The sequence below is a fragment of the Hanstruepera flava genome (assembly GCF_023634025.1).
GTDB lineage: Bacteria > Bacteroidota > Bacteroidia > Flavobacteriales > Flavobacteriaceae > Hanstruepera > Hanstruepera flava.
The window spans coordinates 1,154,624-1,178,993 of record NZ_JALJCW010000001.1; the positions used below are offsets into that span (position 1 = coordinate 1,154,624).

The window sequence follows — 24,370 nt, forward strand, 5'->3', positions numbered from 1 at the left end:
CATTCTCTACAAATATCGTGAAAATTTATGAGACTTCAGGGCTATAAAATGTGTTTCTAACAGCAATAACTAGAACCAAAACCCAACATTAAAAAACCAATATCCTTTGTTGGTTTCTGGAGACCAAGAGTACTTACCTTCAATTGGCCCTAAAAATGTTTCAAGCGAATAACCAATAGCGTAACCTGAAAAATCTGGAGCGGTTATCCATTCGCCTGTCTCAAAAATATTGTCTTCTACATTAGCATAATTAGCATTAAAAATGATATGGTTCTTTTTAAATACTTCATAGTCTAAAGTAAGCATACCTTTTACAAAACTATTACCTGGCAATGAAATATAATCATATCCGAAAAACGGTGTAAAGTTATTTATGAGATTATCACCATATCCTCCCAAAACAAAGTTTAGGGATTGTGTTGAATCTTCTCCTATTTTAAACCCACCTTGAGCGGTTATATTCGCTGAAAATTTAGACCAAAAACTTAACGAATATCCTATTGTTGCTTTAGCTATCGAAAACTCTGAAAATGTGTTATTAAAATCTGAAGAATATAAATATAAATGGAAATCACCATCAAAAAGAAACCCTTCATTGGGAAAATACTTATTGTCATAGGTGTCTAGTTTTAATTTTCCATAAACACTTACAAAATCACTATTTTCAAAAACAGTTTCTTCTGATTCTGAATCTTCAATAAAAGTTTCGGTTGTAATTCTTAATCTTTTGTACTCACCTCCTAATGTTAGGGCAAAATCTTTTCTGAACAGTGTTTGTAGATAAAATTGATTTGTAAAGTCACTTAATCCAACATCAATTTTATTGACATTGAAATCAGAGCGTTGTTGCTCGGTTAGGATTGTAGCCGATGGTATGTTTTTCTCAAAATGATTATACCGCGAATATATTCCTATACTCCAATAAAATCCTTTATCTATGAAATAATTGAAATCATAACGAATATTATCTCCCACAACAAAGTCTAATGAGGCTACATCGTTTTTAAATAGTATTTTCTTTCGGGTTAAGTTAACCAATGCAGCAGACTTATATAAATCGTCATAATGAATACCCAACTTTAAAAAAGTTCTTATTGGTGTTTCTTTTACTTTGATATACAAATCATATTCATCGTCTATTCTTGAAGGTTTTAAATCATAAACTACACTTTCGAAATTGTTTGTTGCTGCCAAATTATTAACACCTCTAACAAAATCTATATATTCAATTTCTTCATCTGATTTTATCTTGATTTTTCCTAAAATATACGATCGTGTATAAAGCTCATTTCCCTCAACAATAATGGTACTGATCTTAACGCGGTTAATAGGTTGAATTCGTTTTCTTTCAGCAGGTTTTTCAATTTGCATATTGGCTACTTTCTCAAGAGCATCTTGTTTTTTTTGTGCAGCTATAAACCCTTGTTCTATTATACTTCTACCTTCGCTAAACGATACAACCGTATAATCCCTTATATCAGGTTTTATATATATATCTGTTTTTTTAGATTTTACTTTCATATCGTTTATGGTACGATAATTATTAATCTGCAATAAAATATCTGGCGCCGATTTTAATTCTTCACGTGTAGCCAAATCGTCTTGAACATCAACCCCTACAATAATATCTAATCCTTTTGCCTTTAGTTCATCAATAGGATAATTATTGACTACACCACCATCAATAAGTATTTGGTCGTTAATAATAACGGGTTGAAAAAGAGAAGGAAAAGCACCACTTGCAGCAATAGCTTGTGGTAAACTGCCTCTGTCCAATATTACTGGCGCTCCTGTTTCTACATTGGTAGCTATACAGAAAAAAGGAATTGGAAGCTCGCCAAAATCATCAACATTGCTTACATGCAATAATAGTTTTGAAAGTAAGCTTAATGTATTTTGCCCTCGCGACAGACCAGAAGGTAATGCTAACTTAAATTTATCAAATGGTAATGAAACCGCATATTTTTCAGAATTATCACGTTCATAAAATGTTTTTGAAGCTCGTGGTAAATTATCATTTATAATTTTATCAAAATCTACGTCCTTAAAAATAGAATCTATTTCATTGCCCGAATACCCTGAAGCATATAAGGCTCCAACTATAGCTCCCATACTAGTTCCAGCAACATAATCCACACGTATTCCCAAACTATCAATAACTTTTAAAGCTCCTATATGAGCCAAGCCTTTTGCGCCACCTCCACTTAAAACCAATCCAACTTTAGGATCACCTTTTAAGTCTTCTTGAGAAAAACCAAAGCATGAAAAAATAAATAATATGCCTAAAAAGAGTTGCTTCATTTATTATTGTAATATGCATGTATTTTTTGAGCTCTTGACAGTCCTACAACGGCCTCTAAATCTTTTAAATCTGCTTGAGAAATACGCTTAACCGATTTAAATTGTTTTAATAATTCAACCACGGTTTTTTCGCCTATTCCTGGAATGGTTTCCAACTCGGTATTTAATGCACTTTTACTTCGTTTATTTCTATGATGCTCAATACCAAATCGGTGTGCTTCATTTCGTAATTGCTGAATAATTTTTAACGTTTCACTTTTTTTATCTAAATATAATGGAATTGGGTCGTCTGGATAAAATAATTCTTCTAAACGCTTCGCAATTCCGATAATCGCAATTTCACCTCTTAAATCAAGTGCATCAAGACTTTTTAAAGCCGAGGATAATTGTCCCTTTCCTCCATCAATAATAATAAGTTGTGGCATCGGCTGGTTTTCATCCAACAGTCTTTTATAACGTCTATAGACCACTTCTTCCATAGAAGCAAAATCGTCTGGACCTTCTACCGTTTTAATATTAAAATGTCTGTAATCTTTTTTTGATGGCTTACCATTTTTAAACACCACACAAGCGGCAACTGGATTTGTTCCTTGTATATTGGAATTATCAAAACACTCAATATGTCGTGGTTCTTCAGACAGACGTAAATCAGCCTTCATTTGCGCCATAATTCTATTGGTATGACGGTCAGGGTCTACAATTTTAACCTGTTTTAATTGTTCTAATCTGTAATATTTAGCATTGCGGACCGATAGTTCTAAAATCCGTTTTTTATCGCCCAGTTTCGGAACCGTTACTTTTACATCTTCACCCAAATCTACCTTAAAAGGCACATAAATTTCTTTGGAATTGGAATGAAAACGCTGTCTTATTTCAGTAATAGCCAACTCCAAAAGTTCCTTGTCGGTTTCATCAAGTTTCTTTTTGATTTCCAATGTGTGAGACCGAATTATAGAACCATAAGACAGTTGTAAAAAATTGATGTATCCATAACTTTCATCTGTCACAATTGAAAACACATCAACGTTACTAATCTTTGGATTTACAATGGTTGATTTTGCTTGGTAGTTCTCCAGAACATCAATCTTTTCCTTAATTTTTTGTGCGTCTTCAAAATGCATGTCTTCCGCATAAGCTTTCATTTGTACTTTAAACTGATTAAGCGATGTTTTAAGATTTCCTTTTAAAATCTCTCTAATCGATTCAATATTACTGTGATATTCCGCTTCAGTTTCTAGACCTTCACAAGGGCCTTTGCAATTTCCTAAATGGTACTCCAAACAAACTTTATATTTTCCGGCGTGAATTTTTTCTTGCGACAGATCGTAATTACAGGTTCTCAATAAAAATAAGCCTCTTATCAATTCCAGTAACGTTGAAACCGTTTTCATACTCGTGTATGGGCCAAAATATTCAGACCCATCTTTAATTACACGTCGTGTGGAAAACACACGTGGGAAACGCTCGTTTTTTATACAAATCCAAGGATAGGATTTATCGTCTTTAAGCAGCACATTATAACGTGGCCGATGCTTTTTTATCAAATTGTTTTCAAGTAAAAGCGCATCTGTTTCGGTATTGACCACAATATGTTTAATATCGGCAATCTTTTTTACTAAAACGCGTGTTTTACCACTATCGTGTTGTTTAGTGAAATAAGAGCTAACTCGCTTTTTTAAATTCTTGGCTTTGCCAACGTAAAGAATATTGCCTTCCTTATCGAAATACTGATAAACACCAGGCTCATTTGGCAGCGTTTTTAATTGTATGTCCAGATTGGTTTTAGGCATTCCCTCAAAGGTAATTATTTCTAATTTCTAGCAGATTAATTAACCGTAAAGATTTATAATAAAAGTATATTTTTAGAACTTTCTATTTACTACCTTGCGCCACTTTTTTAAAAAAATTTTAATGACTAAACAAATTATTGGACGAGTTGATAAAGTTGACTTTCCAAAATTGGATTTATATAACATTGATGCCAAAATAGATACTGGCGCCTATACATCGGCCATTCACTGTTCGCAAATTCTTGAAGAAGAGAATGGGCTCAAATGTACATTTTATAGCAAAGGACACCCAAACTTTAGTGGTAAGGAGGTTGTGTTCAAGCAATATTCAAGAACTGATGTAAAAAGCAGTAATGGTTATAAAGAAAACAGATTTAAAATTAAATCTGAAGTGATATTCTTTGGGAAAACATATAAGATTAACTTAACTTTAAGCACTCGGGATGACATGAAGTTTCCTGTTCTTATTGGCAGACAGTTTTTGAACAAAAAATTTCTGGTTGATGTAGACGAACAAAATATTTCATTTAACAAAAAGCAATCATGAATATTGTTATTCTTTCCAGAAATCCTAATTTGTACTCTACACAGCGTTTAGTTGAAGAAGGTGAAAAACGCAATCATAAAATGGAAGTGATTGATCCTTTAAAATGTGATATTATCATAGAAAAGGAGAAACCGACTATTTATTATAAAGACCGTTATTTGGATTATGTTGATGCCATTATTCCAAGAATTGGAGCTTCAGTAACCTTTTATGGTTGTGCCGTGGTTAGACAGTTTGAGATGATGAATGTCTTTACTATTTGTACATCTGATGCTATTCAACGCTCACGTGACAAACTCCGTAGTTTACAACGCTTAAGTAAAGCTGGAATTGGAATGCCCAAAACAGTATTCACTAATTATTCGCGTGATGTTGAAGAAGTCATTGAGCATGTTGGTGGTGTACCCGTAATTATTAAACTGCTTGAAGGCACGCAAGGTTTAGGTGTTGTTTTGGCCGAAACCAAAAATGCTGCCGAATCGGTATTGGAAGCTTTTAATGGTTTAGAGGCAAGAGTAATTGTACAAGAATTTATTAAAGAGGCTAAAGGTGCAGATATTCGTGCTTTAATTGTAGATGGACAAGTAGTTGGCGCTATGAAACGGCAAGGTAAAGAAGGTGAGTTTCGATCTAACCTACATAGAGGTGGAAAGGCTGACATTATTAAATTAAATGAAGATGAACTGCGCTTGGCCATGAATGCTTCACGTGCCTTAAAACTTCCTGTTTGTGGGGTTGATATGCTGCAATCTGCTAGAGGTCCTTTATTGTTAGAGGTTAATTCTACTCCTGGATTAGAGGGTATAGAAGGTGCAACTCATAAAAATATAGCGAGAGCTATTATTACTTTTATCGAACGAAACAGGTAACGCCATGCCAGCAAAACTCATCACTATTTTAGGAACACGTATTTTGCCTGGCAAAAGCTACGAACTGAATTTTGATGTAGCGAAATTACATACTACATCTACTATTGATGTCCCTATTATTGTTGAGCGTTCAAAAAAGCCTGGCCCAACAATTTTATTTACTGCTGGCATTCATGGTGATGAAGTCAATGGTGTTGAAATCGTGAGACAAATAATTGCCAAGGGCATTAACAAACCCAAATGTGGTACCATTATATGCATTCCTGTTATTAATATATTTGGGTTTATTAATATGAAACGTGAATTCCCTGATGGGCGCGATTTAAACCGTGTTTTCCCTGGAATTAAAAGAGGTTCATTAGCAAGCCGCGTTGCCTATAAGCTGGTAAATGAAGTAGTTACTCAAGTTGATTTTGCAATAGACTTTCACACAGGCGGTTCTGGGCGTTTTAATGCTCCACAAATTAGGATTGCTAAAAACAACCCCAAATTAGATGCTTGGGCAAAAACTTTTGGAGCCCCTTTTGTTTTGTATTCTAAAAACCTTAAAAAATCATTTAGAAATACCTGTTATAAATTAGGAGTCCCCATGCTACTTTTTGAAGGCGGAAAATCATACCATATAGATTCTACTGTCACCAATACAGGTGTTAATGGTGCCAAGCGCATTCTACATCATTTTGGTATGCTAAATTCAAAATTTAAGGTTTCAGCGCCTAAAAAAGATTGTGTGTTTATTACCCAAAGTAAATGGCAACGCGCAAATTATTCTGGTATGTTTAAGGCTTCTGTAGCTATCAACTCTCAAGTCGAAAAAGATGATATTATTGGAAACATAACTGACCCCTACGGCAAGTTTAATCATTTTGTGAAAGCCGCTCATTCAGGATATGTTATTAATGTAAACGAATCGCCTATTGTCTATCAAGGTGATGCTCTATTTCACATAACTGCTGCGTTAAAATGACCAAAACCAAACTACGAAAAAAATACAAAGTATTACGCTCTGAACTAACCATTAACACTGTTGACGATTTAAGTCTGGAAATTGCCAATAACCTTTTAAAATTACCTATTTGGAATGTATCGTACTACCATACTTTTTTAACGATACCAGAATTTAAAGAAGTTAATACCGATTTTATATTGAATATTTTATCTGGAAAAGACAAACACATTGTGGTTTCTAAAACGGTATTGAAATCTTTATCTATGATCAACTATTTATTGACCGATTCGACTGTTATTAAGAAAAGTAATTTTAACGTTCCAGAACCGGTTGACGGAATAGAGATAGCACACAATAAAATTGATATCGCTTTTATACCGCTTTTGGCTTACGATAAGAGAGGAAATCGCGTAGGTTACGGCAAAGGGTTTTACGATGTGTTTTTAAGTCAGTGTAAACCTGAAATCATTAAAATAGGGTTGTCATTTTTTGAACCAGAAGAAACTATAGAAGGCATTATTGATACCGATATTCCTTTGGATTATTGTGTAACACCCAAAAAGATCTACGAATTTTGATTCCCTTTAAATGCCCTTTTATTAAACACTATTAAAAGGCCAAATCCGGTGCTTATAGCTACATCGGCTATATTAAAAACTGGTTCGAAAAAGGTAAAATATTTGCCACCATAAAATGGTAACCATTCGGGTAAATAGCCCTTCCATAGTGGAAAATATAACATATCTACAACTTTACCATGTAGTAAGGTATCGTAACCACCATCTGGAGATAAAAAAGAAGCAACTTGCCCATGACTGTCATTAAATAGCACACCATAAAATACCGAGTCAATTATATTTCCCAATGCACCAGCAAATATTAATGCTATAGCCCAAATCAATACTCTTGAACTTTGTTTTTTTGTGGCATCATAAAGCCAATACCCTATACCACAAATAGCTACAATTCTAAAAACCGTTAAACATATCTTTGCGGTACGATCGCTTATAAAAGAAACAAAATCACTGATTTTTGTTCCCCAAGCCATGCCATCGTTTTCCACAAAATAGAGTTTAAACCAAGAAAATACTTCAACATCTTCTCCTAAAACAAAATGGGTTTTAATATATATTTTACTTATTTGGTCAATAAGTAAAACGATAACAATACATAAAACGGATTTTCTTAGGGACATGTTGATTTTGTTTCGCGCTAAAATAGGAATATTATTGGGTTTTTGTTACGCTTATATTTCCATTAACAGTATGCAGCGTTATTTTATTTATTCCATTATTAATGGTCTGCTGTTTAATACTACCGTTTTTTGATTTTAAGTTTAATTCAGCGGCATTAGTATTTACATCTATATTTCCGTGCAACGTATTAACCAATAAGTTGCCTGAAAAAGCCGTTGCATTAAAATGCCCATTTAGTAATTGGGCTATTAAGTTTTCGTATATTCCATTTACAAAAACAGAAGCTATATCACTCGATGTATCAACCGCCAAATGTTCTGGAATTACCACAGTTAGTTCTATTGATATTTTTTTATGGGCGCTTAACTTATCATCTGGAAGTGTAAATAAAGGTTGGTATGCACTTCCCAAAAACAGTGTGTCGTGTTTCCTATAAGCTTGAAGAATAACTTGTTCAAAATTCTCACCTTCAATATTTAAAGTTATGTCCGCAACATTGGTTTTTTGGGTTGATATATCTATCTTAAACATCCCGTCTCCAGAAATAGAAACCGCAGTTATTTGTGAGGCATCTATTTGTTCTTGGATTATTTTTTGGGCAAATAGATGACCTGATAAAAAAAGGAAAAGAATAACTGTTCTCATAAAAACAAAAAACGCTCCAATTTATATCGAAGCGTTTAGATTTATAGTAGCAGAATGTTTATTGCATGTTTTTTGCTTCGATACTCAACGTGGCATGAGGCACTAACTTTAAACGTTCTTTACTTATTAGCTTTTTAGTAACACGGCAAATACCATAGGTCTTATTTTCAATACGAATAAGAGCGTTTTTTAAATCGCGAATAAATTTTTCTTGTCTAATTGCCAATTGCGAATTGGCTTCCTTACTCATGGTTTCACTTCCCTCTTCAAAAGCTTTAAATGTAGGAGAGGTATCATCTGTACCATTGTTATGGTCATTCATATAAGCACTTTTAATAAGCTCTAAATCGTGTTGTGCCTTATCTATCTTCTCCTGAATAAGTTTTTTGAATTCAGCTAAATCCTTATCTGAATATCTTACGTTTGTATCTACACCCATAATCTTAATGTTTTTGAATAAATAATCTGGTATTTACATCATCGAAAACAATTTCTATACCATTATTTATTTGATCTTTTATTTCTAATTCTTTTGTTAATGTTTCTGCCTTTATATAGGCCATGTTCGTTTCAATTGCTTCAACTATTTTTTCATCTTTTTGAAGTATCACATCAATTCTATCTGTGACTTCAAATCCTGAATCTTTACGTAAGTTTTGAATACGATTTACGAGCTCACGAGCAATTCCTTCTTTTCGTAAATCATCAGAAATTGTAACATCTAAAGCTACTGTTAAATTGCCTTCATTGGCCACTAACCAGCCTTCAATATCTTGAGAAGTAATTTCTACATCTTCGAGTCCTAAAGTAAGACTTTTTCCGTTAATTTCAACCGCTATTTCTCCATTTTGCTCGATTTTTTTAATATCATCGGCCGTAAATTGCATAATAGTACTGGCTATAACCTTCATATCCTTACCAAAACGAGGGCCTAAAACCTTAAAGTTTGGTTTAATCTGCTTCACCAAAATATCAGACGCATCTTCTAACAACTCAATTTCTTTAACATTTACCTCATGCTTTATCAAATTAGCTACTGCTAAAATTTCTTCCTTTTGTTGTTTGCTATCAACCGGAATCATTATTTTTTGCAGTGGCTGACGTACTTTTATCTTCTCTTTAGCTCTTAACGACAATACTAACGATGATATTGTTTGTGCATTTTCCATTTTACGCTCTAAGCTTTTATCTACAAAACTTTCATCGTATTTCGGAAACTCTGCCAAATGTACACTCTCAACATTTTCTTTTTGTGTTACTTGTGTTAAGTCTTGGTAAAGTTTATCCATGTAAAATGGTGCAATTGGCGCACCTAATTTTGCAAGCGTTACCATACATGTATAAAGCGTTTGATAAGCTGAAATTTTATCGGTTTGGTAATCGCCTTTCCAAAAACGTCTTCTACTTAAACGCACATACCAGTTACTTAAATATTCTTGTGTAAAGTCTGATATAGCTCTTGCTGCTTTAGTAGGTTCGTATTCTGCATAGAATTCATCTACCTTTTTAATAAGCGTATGTAGTTCAGATAAAATCCAACGGTCTAACTCTGGACGTTCTTCTAACGGAATATCTGCTTCGCTATAATTGAATTTATCTAAATTGGTATATAAACTGAAGAATGAGTAAGTATTGTAAAGTGTTCCGAAGAATTTACGTTTTACTTCCTCAATACCATCTACATCAAATTTTAGGTTGTCCCAAGGGTTTGCGTTTGAAATCATGTACCAACGTGTGGCATCTGCACCATAAGTTGATAAGGTTTCAAAAGGATCTGTAGCATTCCCTAAACGTTTAGACATTTTTTGTCCGTTTTTGTCTAATACCAATCCGTTAGACACCACATTTTTATAGGCTACCGAATCAAAAACCATGGTTCCAATAGCATGTAGCGTATAAAACCAACCACGTGTTTGGTCAACACCTTCAGCTATGAAATCGGCAGGAAATGATTCGTTCTGGTCAATTTTTTCTTTGTTTTCAAACGGATAATGCCATTGTGCATAAGGCATAGAACCAGAATCGAACCAAACATCAATTAAGTCTGCTTCACGCGTCATTGGTTGTCCAGATGGCGATACGAGCACAATTTCATCAACAATGTTTTTATGTAAATCTAACTTTGCATAGTTTTCTTCGGAATTGTTTCCTACTTCAAAATCAGCAAAAATATCAGCTTTCATTACGCCAGCCTCAATAGCTTTTGCCATTTCAGCTTTTAGTTCCTTAACTGAACCGATACAGATTTCTTCTTTCCCATCTTCGGTTCTCCATATAGGCAGAGGAATTCCCCAATAACGCGAACGCGATAAGTTCCAATCGTTGGCATTAGCAAGCCAATTCCCAAAACGACCCGTTCCAGTTGCTTTTGGTTTCCAATTAATGGTTTCATTCAATTCAAACATTCTGTCTTTAACATCAGTCACTTTTATAAACCAAGAATCTAACGGATAGTAAAGAATTGGTTTATCCGTTCGCCAACAGTTAGGATAGCTGTGTTTGTATTTTTCAACCTTAAAGGCTTTATTTTCGGTTTTTAATTTAATAGCTAACTCTACATCAACTGATCTTTCAGGAGCTTCGCCATCATTGTAATATTCATTTTTCACATATTTCCCAGCAAATTCACCCATTTCTGGACGGAATTTACCTTGTAAATCTACAAGTGGCACCAAGTTTCCATTCTCATCTTTTACCAACATTGGTGGTACTTCAGGTGTTGCTTGTTTAGCAACCAAAGCATCATCGGCTCCAAAGGTTGGCGCAGTATGTACAATTCCAGTTCCGTCTTCTGTCGTTACGAAATCTCCAGCAATAACTCTGAAGGCGTTCTCTGGATTGTCATTTGGCAAGGCATAAGGCAATAACTGCTCATAAGTTATCCCAACTAAATCAGCTCCTTTAAATTCCTTAATAACATAGTAAGGGATTTTTTTGTCTCCTGATTTATAATCTAGTAATTCTGATTTTTCCTCAACACGGTTATATTTTCCTGAAAATTGATAATTCACTAATTTTTTAGCCAATATCACATTCATAGGTTCAAACGTGTATTGATTATAAGTTTCAACTAAAACGTATTCTATTTTTGGACCAACAGTTAAAGCTGTGTTGCTTGGAAGCGTCCAAGGCGTGGTAGTCCAAGCCAAGAAATGAATGGTTCCTTCGTTTTGTAAAAAGTCAGGAAGCGATGCTTCATTAGCTTTAAACTGCGCAACAACCGTTGTATCTGTTACATCTTGATAGGTTCCTGGTTGGTTCAACTCATGCGAACTTAATCCTGTACCAGCTTTTGGAGAGTATGGTTGAATGGTATAACCTTTATACAACAAACTTTTGTTATATATCTGTTTTAGTAACCACCAAACCGATTCCATGTATTTAGGTTCGTAGGTAATGTATGGATCGTCCATATCAACCCAGTAACCCATTTTTTGAGTCAGGTCATTCCAAACATCAGTGTAACGCATAACTGCTTTACGGCAGGCAGCGTTGTAATCTTCAACCGAAATGGTTTTACCAATATCTTCTTTTGTAATTCCCAATTCTTTTTCCACACCTAATTCAATAGGTAATCCGTGGGTATCCCAACCAGCTTTACGCTTTACTTGGAAACCTTTCATGGTTTTGTAACGGGGAAAAATATCTTTGATAGCACGTGCTAATACGTGGTGCACACCAGGCAATCCATTTGCAGAAGGTGGCCCTTCAAAAAACACATACGGTTTGTGACCTTCTCGTGTAGTAACGCTTTTTTCAAATATGTTATGTTCTTCCCAATAGTTTTGAATTTCTTCAGCTACTTTTGGTAAGTTAAGTCCTTTATATTCAGGAAATTTAGTGCTCATGAGTACATTCATTCTTTTCGACCTGCGAAATTAATGAATTTTGACAAAACAGACCTTGGTTTAGAGGTTTTTAAACAATAAAACTTACTAAATCTTCAATCTTTGAAATCATTTGGATTTTAATAACTGTATTTTTTAAAGCTATTTTGTTGTATTTGGAAACAAAAATGGTAGAAAATCCTAATTTTTCAGCTTCCAGAATACGCTGTCCCACACGCTGTACTGGACGAATTTCTCCTGACAAACCAACCTCGGCAGCAAAACAAAAATCACGTTGTAAAGCTTCATCTTCATTAGAAGATAAAATTGCAGCTACCACTGCTAAATCTATTGCTGGGTCATCAACCGTGATGCCTCCAGTTATATTTAGAAAGACATCTTTGGCGCCAAGTCGGAATCCTGCTCGCTTTTCCAATACTGCCAGTAACATATTCAAACGTTTGGCATTAAAACCGGTTGCAGAACGTTGAGGCGTACCATAAACGGCTGTACTTACCAAAGCCTGCACTTCAATCATTAATGGTCGCATACCTTCTAATGTAGCAGCTATGGCATTACCTGAAAGTTCTTCATCCTTTTTTGAAATTAAAATCTCACTCGGGTTTGAGACTTCACGTAAACCAGAACCTTGCATTTCATAAATACCCAATTCGTTAGTAGAACCAAAACGATTTTTGTTGGCTCGCAAAATTCTAAACACATGATTGCGGTCACCTTCAAATTGTAAAACCGTATCGACCATATGCTCTAAAATTTTTGGTCCCGCAATATTGCCATCTTTAGTAATATGACCAATTAACAAAACTGGTGTTGCGGTTTCTTTAGCAAATTTGATAAACTCCGTAGTGCATTCCTTTATTTGCGATATACTTCCCGAAGAGGATTCTATATAATCACTATGTAGTGTTTGAATAGAATCAATCACTACAATATCTGGCTCCAAATCCTCAATTTGTTTAAAGATATTTTGAGTTTTGGTTTCAGTTAAAATGTAGCAATTATTGCTGTTGGGATTAATGCGTTGAGCCCGCATTTTTATTTGTTTCTGGCTTTCCTCTCCAGAAACATATAGCGTTTTATAAGGTAGTTTTAATGCAATTTGCAATAGTAAGGTGCTTTTACCAATACCTGGCTCACCTCCCAATAATGTTAAGGAGCCTGGAACAATTCCTCCACCCAAAACTCGGTTAAACTCGCCATCACTTGTAAGCATTCTAGCATCTTGCGACACATCAATTTCATTAATCAATAATGGTTTTGAAGCTCGCTTAATTTTAGTGGAATTTGAAGATTTCCAATCACTTTTTTCGGGCTTTTGAATAACTTCTTCGGCAATGGTATTCCACTCTTTACAAGCATTACATTGCCCTTGCCATTTAGCATATTGCGTACCACAATTCTGGCAATAAAAAGTTGTTTTTACTTTAGCCATTAATATCCGAAATCAGCTTTTATTGCATCTGCCCTACGTAGCATTTCATCTTTTGTAATACCTGCTATCTCATCAAGAACAAAAGCAGATTGATACGTTTTCATTGCTTTCTTAGGTTCGCCTGTTTCTTCGTAAAAACGAGCTAGGTAATAATTACCCAAAAGTGTCTCTGGGTATTCTTTTCTAGCTATTTTTCCTAAATCCTCTAAATACTCAAACTTTTCGGTTTTATCAATGGCAGCTTCAATAGCATTAAAGTCGTTGATGAGAATTTGCTTTTGTATTCCAAATAAATCTTCAATAGTTTGATACTTTTCAGTTAAATACTCAACTGGAGAACCTTCAAGTTTTAAAATGGTTTCTTTATACTCTGTCTTGCTTATGGGTTTAAAAACCAAGAATATATCCTCTAAAGCGTTTGGAATAGCATGTGCTGGAAGCTCATAGTGAGTAGACTTCTCAAAATTATCAAAACTATACAGCAAATTTTTATTTTCCAAAGTACTTATAGCATTATTCAGTTCTGTTACTCCTGATTTTATGTGCTTGATATCATTATCAGAAGTGGCCATGTAATAAAATAGTTTGCCTTCGGATTTTGAGAGCTTTTCGGACAAGTAATTTGTCATGTCTGGTGCTAAATCTGGACTTATTGTAACATAAGCTTGAAATAAAGGCTGCGGCTTAAGTAAAAAATAATTTATAAAATTAGCCGTTTCACCATGACCAACTATTACTCGAAATTCTACCGTTCTATAAGTGCTATCTAGATATGGAAGGAGTTCCATACCTATAAATTCGAAAAATGCTGCACCGCTTTCAATGGGTAATGAATTTTGTTCGGAATAGATGATATCTGAACTACGACTATCAACCTGATTAATCCCAACAACAATAGACTCTGGCATATCTTCCCAATACGAGTAATAATCTACATTTCCTGCAACGGCTTCAAACAAATAGTCGCCATCTAAAACTAAAATAATGGGATAAGCTTTATCTTCATTAGAATCATAACCCCTAGGGAGTTGAATTTTAACTTCACGTGTTTCTCCTAATTTTGCTGATTCAAACGGTTCGTAAATCACTTGGGCAATGGCGCTTTGCATGCATGCTATTAGTGCAAAAAGACAGATTAGTTGTTTCATTTTAAAACGGTTAAATATTCATGGCAAGTTATGAAATTAAGCCATAAGTATAAAAGAAATTTACCGTATTGAAATTGTTTTTATTCTGCTTTTAAGGCCTTGTTTCTATTATAGACTGGCAATAGCAATAAAGATAATCCGCCTAATCCAACAAGTACAATAGTTTGAGAAGTCCAAACTATCCATCCAAAAGCAATACTAGGTTCTTCAGGAATTGCAAAAATTGAAAACGCAGCATAAACGGCAACTGGATAAGAACCAATTCCACCATTTGTAGCGGCTATACTAAAACTAGCCGAAATAAAACCTATTAGTACAGCACCAAATGGAATGCCGTGTAATTCTTCAAGGGCGAATGATGTAACGTAAAACATCATAACATACATAAACCAAATGAAGAGGGTGTGAAAAATAAAAGCCCATTTTTTCTTCATTTTAAAAATAGACAAAATACCTTCAACCAAGCCAGATACAAATGTTTTTATTTTTATCGCAAAAGCTGATTGGCTTTTTTTTATGTAAACAATAAACAAAATACCAAAAACTAATAATCCAAGAACACCAATAATTAAACTTTTAGGATTAAATGATTCGGTTAAAAACGCCATTATAAAATCAAACTGAAGAAATAAGGTAAAAACAACAATACCCATAACCACAACTAAATCGGCAACACGTTCGGCAACTATGGTTCCAAATCCTTTTTCAAAAGGCACGTCTTCATATGTTGTAATAATAGATGCTCTTGCAACTTCGCCAGCTCGAGGAATGGTATAGTTTATTAAATAAGCCGAAAACACGGCCATAATACTATTTGGTAATTTTATGTTATAACCCATAGGTTCGAGCTGAAAACGCCACCTGTAAGCTCTGGATAAGTGACTTAAAAAGCCAAAAATCATACCGAGAACAATCCAAAAATAATCGGCTTTCTTAAAGTAAACCAATAACTCTGAAAACGACACTTTAGATAGTGAATACCATACTAAAAAAACTCCCAACAATATTGGGAGCCCTATTTTTAATATTTTTTTCACGTATGAATTCAACTTTTAAATAAGCTTATTAGTGGCTTCGTCTGGAAACACCAATGATGGTTTAAACTTTTTAGCCTCTTCAATATCCATAAAGGCATAGGTAATTAAAATTAAAACATCGCCAGGAGACACTAATCTAGCAGCGGCTCCATTCAACGTGATTTCGCCACTATCTCTAGGTCCAGGGATGGCATAAGTTTCTAATCGCGCACCATTATTATTGTTAACGATTTGCACTTTTTCACCTTGTATAATGTTGGCTGCATCCATAAGATCTTCATCTATGGTTATACTTCCTATATAGTTCAGGTCTGCACCTGTACATTTTACTCTGTGAATTTTAGATTTTACTACTTGAATTTGCATGCGGCAAAGATAATTAATTTAATGCGATATTATCTATTAGTCTAATATCATCTGCATATACAGCTATAAAGGCTCTGTATTGTTTTTTATGAGATTTTCTTATTACTGGTTTTAAGGTTGAGGTGTCCGCAATAATAAAATACTCTAATTGCAATAATGCATTGTTAGCAAACTGTTTTTCAACCCATTCCGTAACTTCTTTAGCACTTTTTGTGCCAAACTTTTTTTTGGCAGAATTTAAAATTCTGTAGATAAAAGGTGCTTCTTTTTTATATTCAGGTTTAAGACGTTCGTTTCTAGAACTCATAGCTAACCCATCAGGTTCTCTATGTATTTTGCAACCATGCACATTTACCGGTATACTGTGCTTTTCTACAAGCTTTTTAATTATAGCTAACTGTTGAAAATCCTTTTCACCAAAATATGCGTTGTCAGGCTCTATAATTTCAAATAATCGTTTTACAATAGTACCAACACCGTCAAAATGTCCTTCCCTGAACTTCCCTTCCATTTCAAACTCCAATCCATCAAAAGAAAACCTTTCAGACTTGGTTTGACCTTCGTAAATATCCTCAACTGCGGGCGCATATACCATAATTTCGTTTGAAACGGTTTCAAGGAGTTTAATGTCACGCTCTAAAGTTCTGGGATAGTTTTCTAGATCTGATGCGTTATTAAACTGTGTAGGATTGACAAAAATGCTTACCACAACCTGATTGTTGTTTTTTAACGCTTCTTCCACCAAACTTAAATGACCATCATGCAGTGCTCCCATTGTAGGAACAAAACCAAGAGATTGTTTCTTTTTCTTTAGAAAAGAAATTTCATTTTTAATTTTAGCTTTTTCTGTAAAAACCTTCACCTTTAATAAAAAATTAACGCGTGCAAACTTAATATTTTAAAGGCAATTTGCATAAATTTTTGTACTTTTGCGTGTTTTTTATTTTGAATCTTCAAAACAATAAAATATATGAAAGATAAGAGGATATTGTATGTATCATCTGAAGTAGTGCCTTATTTACCTGAAACCGAAATCTCATCGATGTCATTTGAAGCACCTAGAATGGTAAATCAACTAGGCGGTCAAATTCGAATTTTTATGCCAAGATACGGCAATATAAATGAGAGAAGACACCAGCTACATGAAGTAATTAGACTATCTGGTATTAATTTGGTGATAAACGACCTAGATATGCCATTGATAATTAAAGTTGCTTCAATTCCGAAAGAGCGTATTCAGGTATATTTTATTGATAACGACGAGTATTTCAAGAGAAAAGCCACTTTAACAGACGAAGATGGAAATTTATTCCCAGACAATGACGAGCGTGCCATTTTCTTTGCCAAAGGTGTTATTGAAACTGTTAAAAAATTAAACTGGTCTCCAGACATAATTCATGTTCATGGTTGGTTAGCCTCTTTATTACCGTTGTATTTAAAACAGTTCTATAAAGATGAGCCATTATTTAACGAAAGTAAAATTGTTACATCTATATACAATCAAAGTTTTGAAGGTGCGTTAAATAAGGACATGCAAGACAAAATAAAATTTGACAACATAGATAGTGAAGCCATTAAGTCTTTAGAAAAGCCTACCTACAACAACTTAATGAAAGTTGCCATTGACCATTCTGATGCGTTAATTATTGGTTCTGAGGAAATTCCTGAAGAGTTAACAACGCATTTAAAAGATTCTCAAAAACCAATTTTAGAATACAAATCAAAAGATGAGTTTAGTGAAGCTTATACCGAGTTTTACAATAATGAAGTTTTAGGATAAGCCTATTTCTTGAAAAAACAACTATGAAAAGATTTTTAAGCCCTTTAAAATATATATCAGGTATATTACTTATTATGTTTTTTGCCTGTGATGATGATTACGCAACTGTAGAGACAGATATTGAAGGAATCACGAATTTTAATACTGATTCCATTAAATTTCCCGTTGTTTCATTTAATAGGAAATTAGGCCCAGTTCAAACAAATAACCTGTCATCTAATTTAATGGGCATATACAATGACCCTATTTATGGACAAACAACAGGAAGTGTGGTAACTCAAATTGTACCAACTTCATTTGGCTTTAATTTTCCTGAAGATATAGCTGTAGACTCGGTAATTTTAACAATTCCTTACTACGCCAAAAACATTGGTGCAGATGCTGAAGGCACCCCTTTATACGAATTAGATTCCTTGTTTGGTGACGAACCTGTGAGTCTTACCATTTATCAAAACAATTATTTTTTACGCGATTTTGACCCAGATAGTAATTTATCTGAAGCACAGAAGTATTACTCTAACTCAAATCAAACAATCAATTTTGACAATTTTATTGGCGAACTATTATATGAGAATGATGAGTTTTTACCCAATGATCAACAAATTGTAATAAATGATGAAGAAACAATAGCTCCTAGTTTAAGAGTGCATTTAAACAATGGCAATGAGTTTTGGGATAACTTATTCTTTTTTAACACTCCAAATGCTGGCTCTCAACCCGAAATAAGCAATCAAAACAACTTTAAAGATTATTTTAGAGGACTTTACTTTAAAATTGAAGAAGCTATGACTGGTAATGGCCATATGATGATGATGAATTTTTCTCAAGGCAATGTCATTGTATATTATAGTTGGGTAATTGAAACTACTATAGATGAAAATGGTGATCCTCTAGAAATTAAGGATGATAGTTTTATAAGAATGAACTTTACTGGCAACCGTTTAAATATTCTTGAAAACGACCCTACAAATACCGTTATTGCTGATGCAGATGCCAATGCAGATCCTATTGACGGCGATCAATCCTTATACCTTAAAGGAGGCGAAGGCTCTATGGCAGTCATAGACCTATTTAATGGTACATTTGAAGATCCGGAAACAGGAACAGGTGTTCCTGCATTGGAATACTTTAAGAGCAAAAAGGACTCTTGGCTTATAAACGAGGCCAATCTTACGCTTTACGTCGATCAAAATCAGGTAAATGGCGAAGAGCCCAATAGAGTTATGTTAATAGATTTAGAAAATAATGTGCCTATTGTAGATTATTTTTTCGATGGAACTACAAACAATGCAAACCCTTCGTTGTCTAAATCTTTTTATTCAAAAATATTAGAGCGAGACAGTAATGACGAAGGTGTCAAGTATAAATTTCGCCTAACGGAACATTTAAACAACATCTTGTTACGGGACTCAACAAATGTAAAACTTGGCGTTTATGTTTCTACAAATGTTAATGAGATTCAGCAAGCAACAGCACTTGAATATGATGATACTGACACACACTCTGGTTCAGTGATGTCTCCAAGAGGAACCGTGCTTTATGGCTCTAATTCTAATGTTCCGGATAACAAAAAAGTAAAATTCGAATTATATTATACAGAACCAGATAAATAAAACTATATGTGTGGTATTGTAGGCTATATTGGTCATAGAGAAGCTTATCCTATTATTATTGAAGGACTTAAACGTTTAGAATATCGTGGATACGATAGTGCAGGTATTGCCCTTTTTGATGGTACCGACTTAAAAGTATCTAAAACTAAAGGTAAAGTAGCCGATTTAGAACACCGCGTTGCAGATGAAATAACTACACATGCTAATTTAGGCATCGGCCATACGCGTTGGGCTACACATGGTGTTCCCAATGATTTAAATGCTCATCCTCATTATTCCAATTCTGGAAATTTGGTAATAATTCACAATGGTATCATTGAAAATTATGATTCTTTACGTAAAGAGTTAATTTCAAGAGGTTACACATTTAAGTCTGATACAGATACTGAAGTTTTAATTAACTTAATTGAAGATGTAAAAATCAAGGAAGATGTTAAACTTGGCAAAGCAGTGCAAATTGCCTTAAATCAAGTTGTAGGCGCTTATTCCATTGCTGTTTTTGACAAAACAAAACCAGGCGAAATTGTTATAGCTCGTCTTGGTAGTCCTTTGGCTGTTGGTATTGGTGAAAATGAATTTTTTATAGCCAGTGACGCATCTCCTTTTATAGAATATACAAAAAATGCCGTGTACCTTGAAGACGAGGAGATGGCAATTATTCGTTCAGGCAAGGATATAAAAATTAGAAAAATAAAAGATGATTCTTTGGTAGACCCCTACGTACAGGAATTACAAATGAATCTTGAGCAGATAGAAAAAGGCGGCTACGACCATTTTATGCTTAAAGAAATTTACGAGCAACCTAATGCGATTAAAGATACATACAGAGGACGATTGTTAGTAAAAAAAGGCATCATAAAAATGTCTGGTGTTGATGATAATATAGAAAAGTTCCTTAACGCCAATCGTATCGTAATTGTTGCCTGTGGCACATCTTGGCATGCAGGATTAGTTGCTGAATATATATTTGAAGATTTAGCAAGAATTCCTGTTGAAGTTGAGTATGCATCAGAATTTAGATACCGTAATCCAGTTATTACAAATAAGGATGTGGTTATAGCCATTTCTCAATCTGGAGAAACTGCTGATACTCTTGCTGCTATTAAGCTTGCTAAAGCCAATGGTGCTTTTGTGTTTGGAGTATGTAATGTGGTAGGATCTTCTATTGCTAGAGAAACCAATGCTGGTGCATACACCCATGCTGGCCCAGAAATTGGCGTTGCCTCTACAAAAGCATTTACAACACAAATAACTGTGCTCTCATTAATTGCCCTGAAACTCGCTAAAGCTAAAGGCGCTATTTCAAATTCTGATTATCGCTATCATTTACAAGAACTTGAACTTATTCCAGAAAAAGTAGCTAAAGCATTAACTTCGGACATGCACATAAAAGCCGTTGCTGACACTTATAAAGAAGCCCGAAATTGCTTATATTTAGGTAGAGGTTATAATTTCCCCGTTGCGTTAGAAGGTGCCTTAAAACTTAAGGAAATATCATACATACACGCCGAAGGTTACCCTGCTGCTGAAATGAAACATGGCCCTATTGCTCTTATAGACGAACAAATGCCTGTAATTGTAATTGCAACCAAAAAAGGGCATTATGAGAAAGTAGTGAGTAATATTCAAGAGATTAAATCCAGAAAAGGAAAAATTATTGGAATAGTTACTGAAGGTGACACCCATGTTAAAGAATTGGCTGATCATGTTATTGAAGTACCTGAAACTTTAGAACCGCTTTCACCGCTATTAACAACTATACCGCTACAGTTATTATCATATCATATAGCAGTTATGTTAGGTAAAAATGTTGACCAACCTCGAAATTTAGCCAAATCGGTAACTGTAGAATAGGTTTGCTGCTATTTAAAACACACTTTTTTGCCTTTAAGTTTGTCGTAAACAGTATTGACGGCTTCCAATAATTGTTTGTCACATGCCGAAGTATCAATATCTCTATTGTTTGAAAAAGGAATGAGATGAGAATAATCGAAAGACATGCTCATTTCGCTTTCAATGTATTCCATTACCTTTTGAGGTTTATTTAAGTAATCTGAATATTCAATTAGCAAATAGTTTTCATCTTCAATTTCCAATAAATAATTATAATAATTTAGCCAAATCGCTAACCAATAGTTAAGTGTAGACTTCTCGTAAGGGAATTCTAAATCCTTATCAGTAAATTTAAACACTTTTTGATTTTTTCCGAATTCATGATGGCCTAACCAATCTAAATAGGTTTGCATAAATTCATCATCTGTTTGAAATTCAGAAAACCGTTTATGCTGATTTAACAAAGAATATGCATGTACTTCTGGTTTTCTAAACAGGAAAACTACTTTGAACGATTTATTAAATTTACGTAACGATTCATATCTTAAAATAATATTGTTGTTTTTTGACAAATAAGTAGATGTATTGTTTTGCCTTACCAAAGCTTGATATTTCATATAATTATCATAAACTTCTTCGGTAATCTCGTGTTTATTTAAGTAGTTTTTGGAAATAAAAGAATCATTTAAAAACACCTTAAAAAAATATTCTTCAAGCGCTTCAATTGTATTTAAACCAAACAGCATTTTATCCCCATGTTTTCTCTCTTTCAATTTTGCTTTTTTTGGATTATACATTCTTTTCCAAAGATTAGGGGCTAACAATAAAGGCATATTGGAATAATCTAAAGAGCTAAAATTACCAGCTTTAAATAATTGATCGGTTAGGCTAGTGGTTCCTGCCCTAGCAAGGCCAGAAACAATTAAAAAAATCTCTTTATCTTCTGAAATCTTTTCTTTTTTAAACTTACTGTCAAATGAAAACAACAACCTCCCAATATTGTAATTATTCAAAATAAGTTTGTGGAATAAAATTGAAGCTTCAGAATAATCTTCAGAAGGTGTTTTTCTCTTAATTAAAAATGGTATAATGCTCCCTACAGACATGCTTACAAAAAACCAAGTAGATGAGGTATCTGAACTTTGAAATTCTATATTTTGAAAGCGCAAGTAAATATAAACTGGTAAGCATGTTATAAAAACTATAATAGCCAAAAGGCCAATGTTTTTACCCAAAGCCAATAACATATTCTTTAATGCTTCAATAAGGTTTTTTTGCTTAACAAGTTCGTCTTCTTTAGACAAAACCGCATTAGACAGGCTTAATGTTGCCTCTAATGCTGCAAAAAAATGTTTGCGAAAATAGATTAACAGGCCAATAAATATAAATCCCGAAAGACCTATTAATAAATAATAAACCATTACTGTTTTTTGAATAGTTTACGAAAAAAGCGTTTAATAGGAATCCATAAAACCACACCAAAGGCGAAAATAACCAGTAGGGCGATAAATAAAATAATTAGTAAAGTACCAATACCAATTCCAGGGCCAATGTATAATGTCATAACTTATAATTTAAGGCTTCCAACTCATTATCTAAATAAGTTGTTGTCCAATTAGGTAAATAATGATACCCTTCAATATTACTTTCTAGGGTTGTTTTTAAAACCACACCTTTTTCATTCAAAACCCAAAGAATCCCAGATCCTTGCTCTTCAAAAAACAAATCGCCATTAGGCAATATACGGTATAGACCTTCGGCATCCGTAAAAATACCATGCTCTTTAAACGGTTCTTCAAAAAGCGGCGTATAGGTATCTTCTTCAAAGTTATAAATAAGTACATTTGAATGGTTTATTTTTCGGTCAACCGTTTGATTTGTAGGTTTAAATTCTATTTCCTTTTGTATTATTTGAGTTGCTATGGTATTATTATTTAAAATTGCTATCGCATTAGACGCTATTATGTCGACATCATGCTGAAATAAGAAAGGGCCTTCAAAAACTTTAATTACTTTGTTTTCTCCTGGTCGATATTGAATTATTAATGAAGGGCTTCTAAAGCTCAAAAACAAATCACCTTCTTCAAAATATAAAGATGAAAATAATGCAGGTTGTATATCGTTTAAATGGAAAGGATCATTAGTATAGGGGCTTTTATTGATTAGATATTCTAAATTGTTTTCGCTAAAAATTTCGGTCAGTGATTTATGGTAGAGTGTTTTACCGGTTACTGCATCAATTTTAACAATAACATCATCTCTATAGTCCGTTATTATTCCATCTAAAGACACTTTTTTGGGTACTATTTTACCATTATCATGATCAACTCCTGGTATCCAAATATTACCTAGCGAGTCGGTATTCATGGCATGATGATAAATAAAATCACTATTAAACCATTTTTCTTTAGATGAAGCATCAACCCGAAAAAGCCCGGGTCTTTCGTTACAGGAAACAATTATATCTTTATTGTGCATAAGCATCGCAGGATATAATCTGTCGTTTTCATCAACACTATATCTGCTAGATAATCTGTCTTCGGGAATTATCCATTCATACTTTATTGTATTATCTTTAAAGTTCTTTAACTGGATTTTATATTCGTTTCCATTTCTAAAAGAATACAAACCATATAAATTATAACCCAAATTGTTTATGCCTTCACGATCCTCATCTTTGGTTTTTATATAATAATCTGGAGCATTAACTATATACTCATAGGTTCTTTTCATATTAGAAATGCCTTCAGAAAACGATCTTATTGGAGTAGTTAATGGTCCCATACTCGTTCCTCCCAATGTTACATTTCTTATTACACCACTCCAGATCATGAGAAAGAATAAAGCTATTATAAACAATGCTATTTTTCTTATTGTTTTCATGCGAGTTTAAATTAATTTGAATCTCCTTATTTAACAAATCTAAAATAAAAATAAAGATTTGTATGATTAATAAAAGATGTTTTACAGTCTAATAATTTTATCAAATAACCATTTTTCGTTATATTTTTTAGAC

Annotated in this window: 21 protein-coding genes; 7 read left to right on the plus strand and 14 right to left on the minus strand. The window is 33.8% G+C overall.

The window, feature by feature from the left end; translation table 11 throughout:
* Window positions 1-69: 69 nt before the first annotated feature.
* Together MTX13_RS05465 and uvrC are read right to left on the minus strand one after the other, a co-directional pair.
* Window positions 70-2,301, minus strand: a complete 2,232-nt coding sequence (locus tag MTX13_RS05465) for a patatin-like phospholipase family protein (protein WP_250433371.1) — start codon at window positions 2,299-2,301, stop codon at window positions 70-72.
* Window positions 2,298-4,091 (minus strand): excinuclease ABC subunit UvrC, encoded by a 1,794-nt coding sequence (gene uvrC, locus MTX13_RS05470; protein WP_250433372.1) that lies wholly within the window; start codon window positions 4,089-4,091, stop codon window positions 2,298-2,300. Before uvrC ends, MTX13_RS05465 begins: the two co-directional genes overlap by 4 nt.
* A gap of 121 nt (window positions 4,092-4,212) precedes the next feature.
* Between uvrC and MTX13_RS05475 the strand changes: the two genes are divergently transcribed.
* Genes MTX13_RS05475 through MTX13_RS05490 form a run of 4 tightly spaced genes read left to right on the plus strand, consistent with a single transcriptional unit; the run spans window position 4,213 to window position 7,034 of the window.
* A complete protein-coding gene (locus MTX13_RS05475; protein ID WP_250433373.1) occupies window positions 4,213-4,638 on the plus strand; it encodes an ATP-dependent zinc protease family protein in 426 nt (141 codons plus the stop codon).
* Window positions 4,635-5,507: a 30S ribosomal protein S6--L-glutamate ligase gene (gene rimK / locus MTX13_RS05480; protein ID WP_250433374.1), complete on the plus strand. Its 873-nt coding sequence runs from the start codon at window positions 4,635-4,637 to the stop codon at window positions 5,505-5,507. Before MTX13_RS05475 ends, rimK begins: the two co-directional genes overlap by 4 nt.
* Window positions 5,508-5,511: 4 nt before the next feature.
* Window positions 5,512-6,474 (plus strand): succinylglutamate desuccinylase/aspartoacylase family protein, encoded by a 963-nt coding sequence (locus MTX13_RS05485; RefSeq protein WP_250433375.1) that lies wholly within the window; start codon window positions 5,512-5,514, stop codon window positions 6,472-6,474.
* Window positions 6,471-7,034 (plus strand): 5-formyltetrahydrofolate cyclo-ligase, encoded by a 564-nt coding sequence (locus MTX13_RS05490; RefSeq protein ID WP_250433376.1) that lies wholly within the window; start codon window positions 6,471-6,473, stop codon window positions 7,032-7,034. The genes MTX13_RS05485 and MTX13_RS05490 overlap by 4 nt, the downstream gene beginning before the upstream one ends.
* On the opposite strand, the gene MTX13_RS05495 is transcribed toward MTX13_RS05490, so the two are convergent.
* The 9 genes from MTX13_RS05495 to panC all read right to left on the minus strand — a co-directional run bounded on the left by MTX13_RS05495 (window position 7,022) and on the right by panC (window position 16,990).
* Window positions 7,022-7,651, minus strand: a complete 630-nt coding sequence (locus MTX13_RS05495) for a lipoprotein signal peptidase (protein WP_250433377.1) — start codon at window positions 7,649-7,651, stop codon at window positions 7,022-7,024. The two genes, MTX13_RS05490 and MTX13_RS05495, sit on opposite strands and share 13 nt — an antisense overlap.
* A gap of 31 nt (window positions 7,652-7,682) precedes the next feature.
* A complete protein-coding gene (locus MTX13_RS05500) occupies window positions 7,683-8,297 on the minus strand; it encodes a DUF4097 family beta strand repeat-containing protein (protein ID WP_250433378.1) in 615 nt (204 codons plus the stop codon).
* A 58-nt stretch (window positions 8,298-8,355) separates the two neighbouring features.
* The gene (locus tag MTX13_RS05505) at window positions 8,356-8,736 is read right to left on the minus strand and encodes a TraR/DksA family transcriptional regulator (RefSeq protein WP_223032519.1); all 381 of its coding nucleotides are present in this window, start codon (window positions 8,734-8,736) and stop codon (window positions 8,356-8,358) included.
* 4 nt (window positions 8,737-8,740) lie between these two features.
* The gene (gene ileS, locus MTX13_RS05510; protein WP_250433379.1) at window positions 8,741-12,145 is read right to left on the minus strand and encodes an isoleucine--tRNA ligase; all 3,405 of its coding nucleotides are present in this window, start codon (window positions 12,143-12,145) and stop codon (window positions 8,741-8,743) included.
* A 70-nt stretch (window positions 12,146-12,215) separates the two neighbouring features.
* A complete protein-coding gene (gene radA / locus MTX13_RS05515) occupies window positions 12,216-13,577 on the minus strand; it encodes a DNA repair protein RadA (protein WP_250433380.1) in 1,362 nt (453 codons plus the stop codon).
* Window positions 13,577-14,725, minus strand: coding sequence for an alpha/beta hydrolase (locus tag MTX13_RS05520; protein ID WP_250433381.1), 1,149 nt, complete (start codon window positions 14,723-14,725; stop codon window positions 13,577-13,579). The genes radA and MTX13_RS05520 overlap by 1 nt, the downstream gene beginning before the upstream one ends.
* Window positions 14,726-14,805: 80 nt before the next feature.
* Window positions 14,806-15,762, minus strand: coding sequence for a lysylphosphatidylglycerol synthase transmembrane domain-containing protein (locus tag MTX13_RS05525; RefSeq protein ID WP_394801239.1), 957 nt, complete (start codon window positions 15,760-15,762; stop codon window positions 14,806-14,808).
* Window positions 15,763-15,777: 15 nt separating this feature from the next.
* Window positions 15,778-16,128: an aspartate 1-decarboxylase gene (gene panD / locus MTX13_RS05530; RefSeq protein WP_250433383.1), complete on the minus strand. Its 351-nt coding sequence runs from the start codon at window positions 16,126-16,128 to the stop codon at window positions 15,778-15,780.
* 13 nt (window positions 16,129-16,141) lie between these two features.
* The gene (panC, locus tag MTX13_RS05535) at window positions 16,142-16,990 is read right to left on the minus strand and encodes a pantoate--beta-alanine ligase (protein WP_250433384.1); all 849 of its coding nucleotides are present in this window, start codon (window positions 16,988-16,990) and stop codon (window positions 16,142-16,144) included.
* A gap of 108 nt (window positions 16,991-17,098) precedes the next feature.
* On the opposite strand from panC, the gene MTX13_RS05540 reads away from it, so the two are divergent.
* The 3 genes from MTX13_RS05540 to glmS are packed head-to-tail and all read left to right on the plus strand — an operon-like array spanning window position 17,099 to window position 21,375.
* Window positions 17,099-17,908 (plus strand): glycogen/starch synthase, encoded by an 810-nt coding sequence (locus tag MTX13_RS05540; RefSeq protein ID WP_250433385.1) that lies wholly within the window; start codon window positions 17,099-17,101, stop codon window positions 17,906-17,908.
* Window positions 17,909-17,931: 23 nt separating this feature from the next.
* Window positions 17,932-19,521 (plus strand): DUF4270 domain-containing protein, encoded by a 1,590-nt coding sequence (locus tag MTX13_RS05545; RefSeq protein ID WP_250433386.1) that lies wholly within the window; start codon window positions 17,932-17,934, stop codon window positions 19,519-19,521.
* Window positions 19,522-19,527: 6 nt separating this feature from the next.
* Window positions 19,528-21,375: a glutamine--fructose-6-phosphate transaminase (isomerizing) gene (gene glmS / locus MTX13_RS05550; protein WP_250433387.1), complete on the plus strand. Its 1,848-nt coding sequence runs from the start codon at window positions 19,528-19,530 to the stop codon at window positions 21,373-21,375.
* An 8-nt stretch (window positions 21,376-21,383) separates the two neighbouring features.
* Here the strand turns inward: glmS and MTX13_RS05555 are convergent, their stop codons facing one another.
* The 3 genes from MTX13_RS05555 to MTX13_RS05565 are packed head-to-tail and all read right to left on the minus strand — an operon-like array spanning window position 21,384 to window position 24,237.
* Window positions 21,384-22,775 carry a sulfotransferase family protein gene (locus tag MTX13_RS05555; protein ID WP_250433388.1) on the minus strand — a complete coding sequence of 464 codons (1,392 nt, stop codon included), beginning with the start codon at window positions 22,773-22,775 and terminating at the stop codon, window positions 21,384-21,386.
* Complete coding sequence (locus MTX13_RS05560) at window positions 22,775-22,918, minus strand: hypothetical protein (RefSeq protein WP_223032507.1); 144 nt, start codon at window positions 22,916-22,918, stop codon at window positions 22,775-22,777. The genes MTX13_RS05555 and MTX13_RS05560 overlap by 1 nt, the downstream gene beginning before the upstream one ends.
* Entirely contained in the window at window positions 22,915-24,237 is a 1,323-nt protein-coding gene (locus tag MTX13_RS05565; protein WP_250433389.1) for an arylsulfotransferase family protein, read from the minus strand. The genes MTX13_RS05560 and MTX13_RS05565 overlap by 4 nt, the downstream gene beginning before the upstream one ends.
* Window positions 24,238-24,370 lie beyond the last annotated feature (133 nt).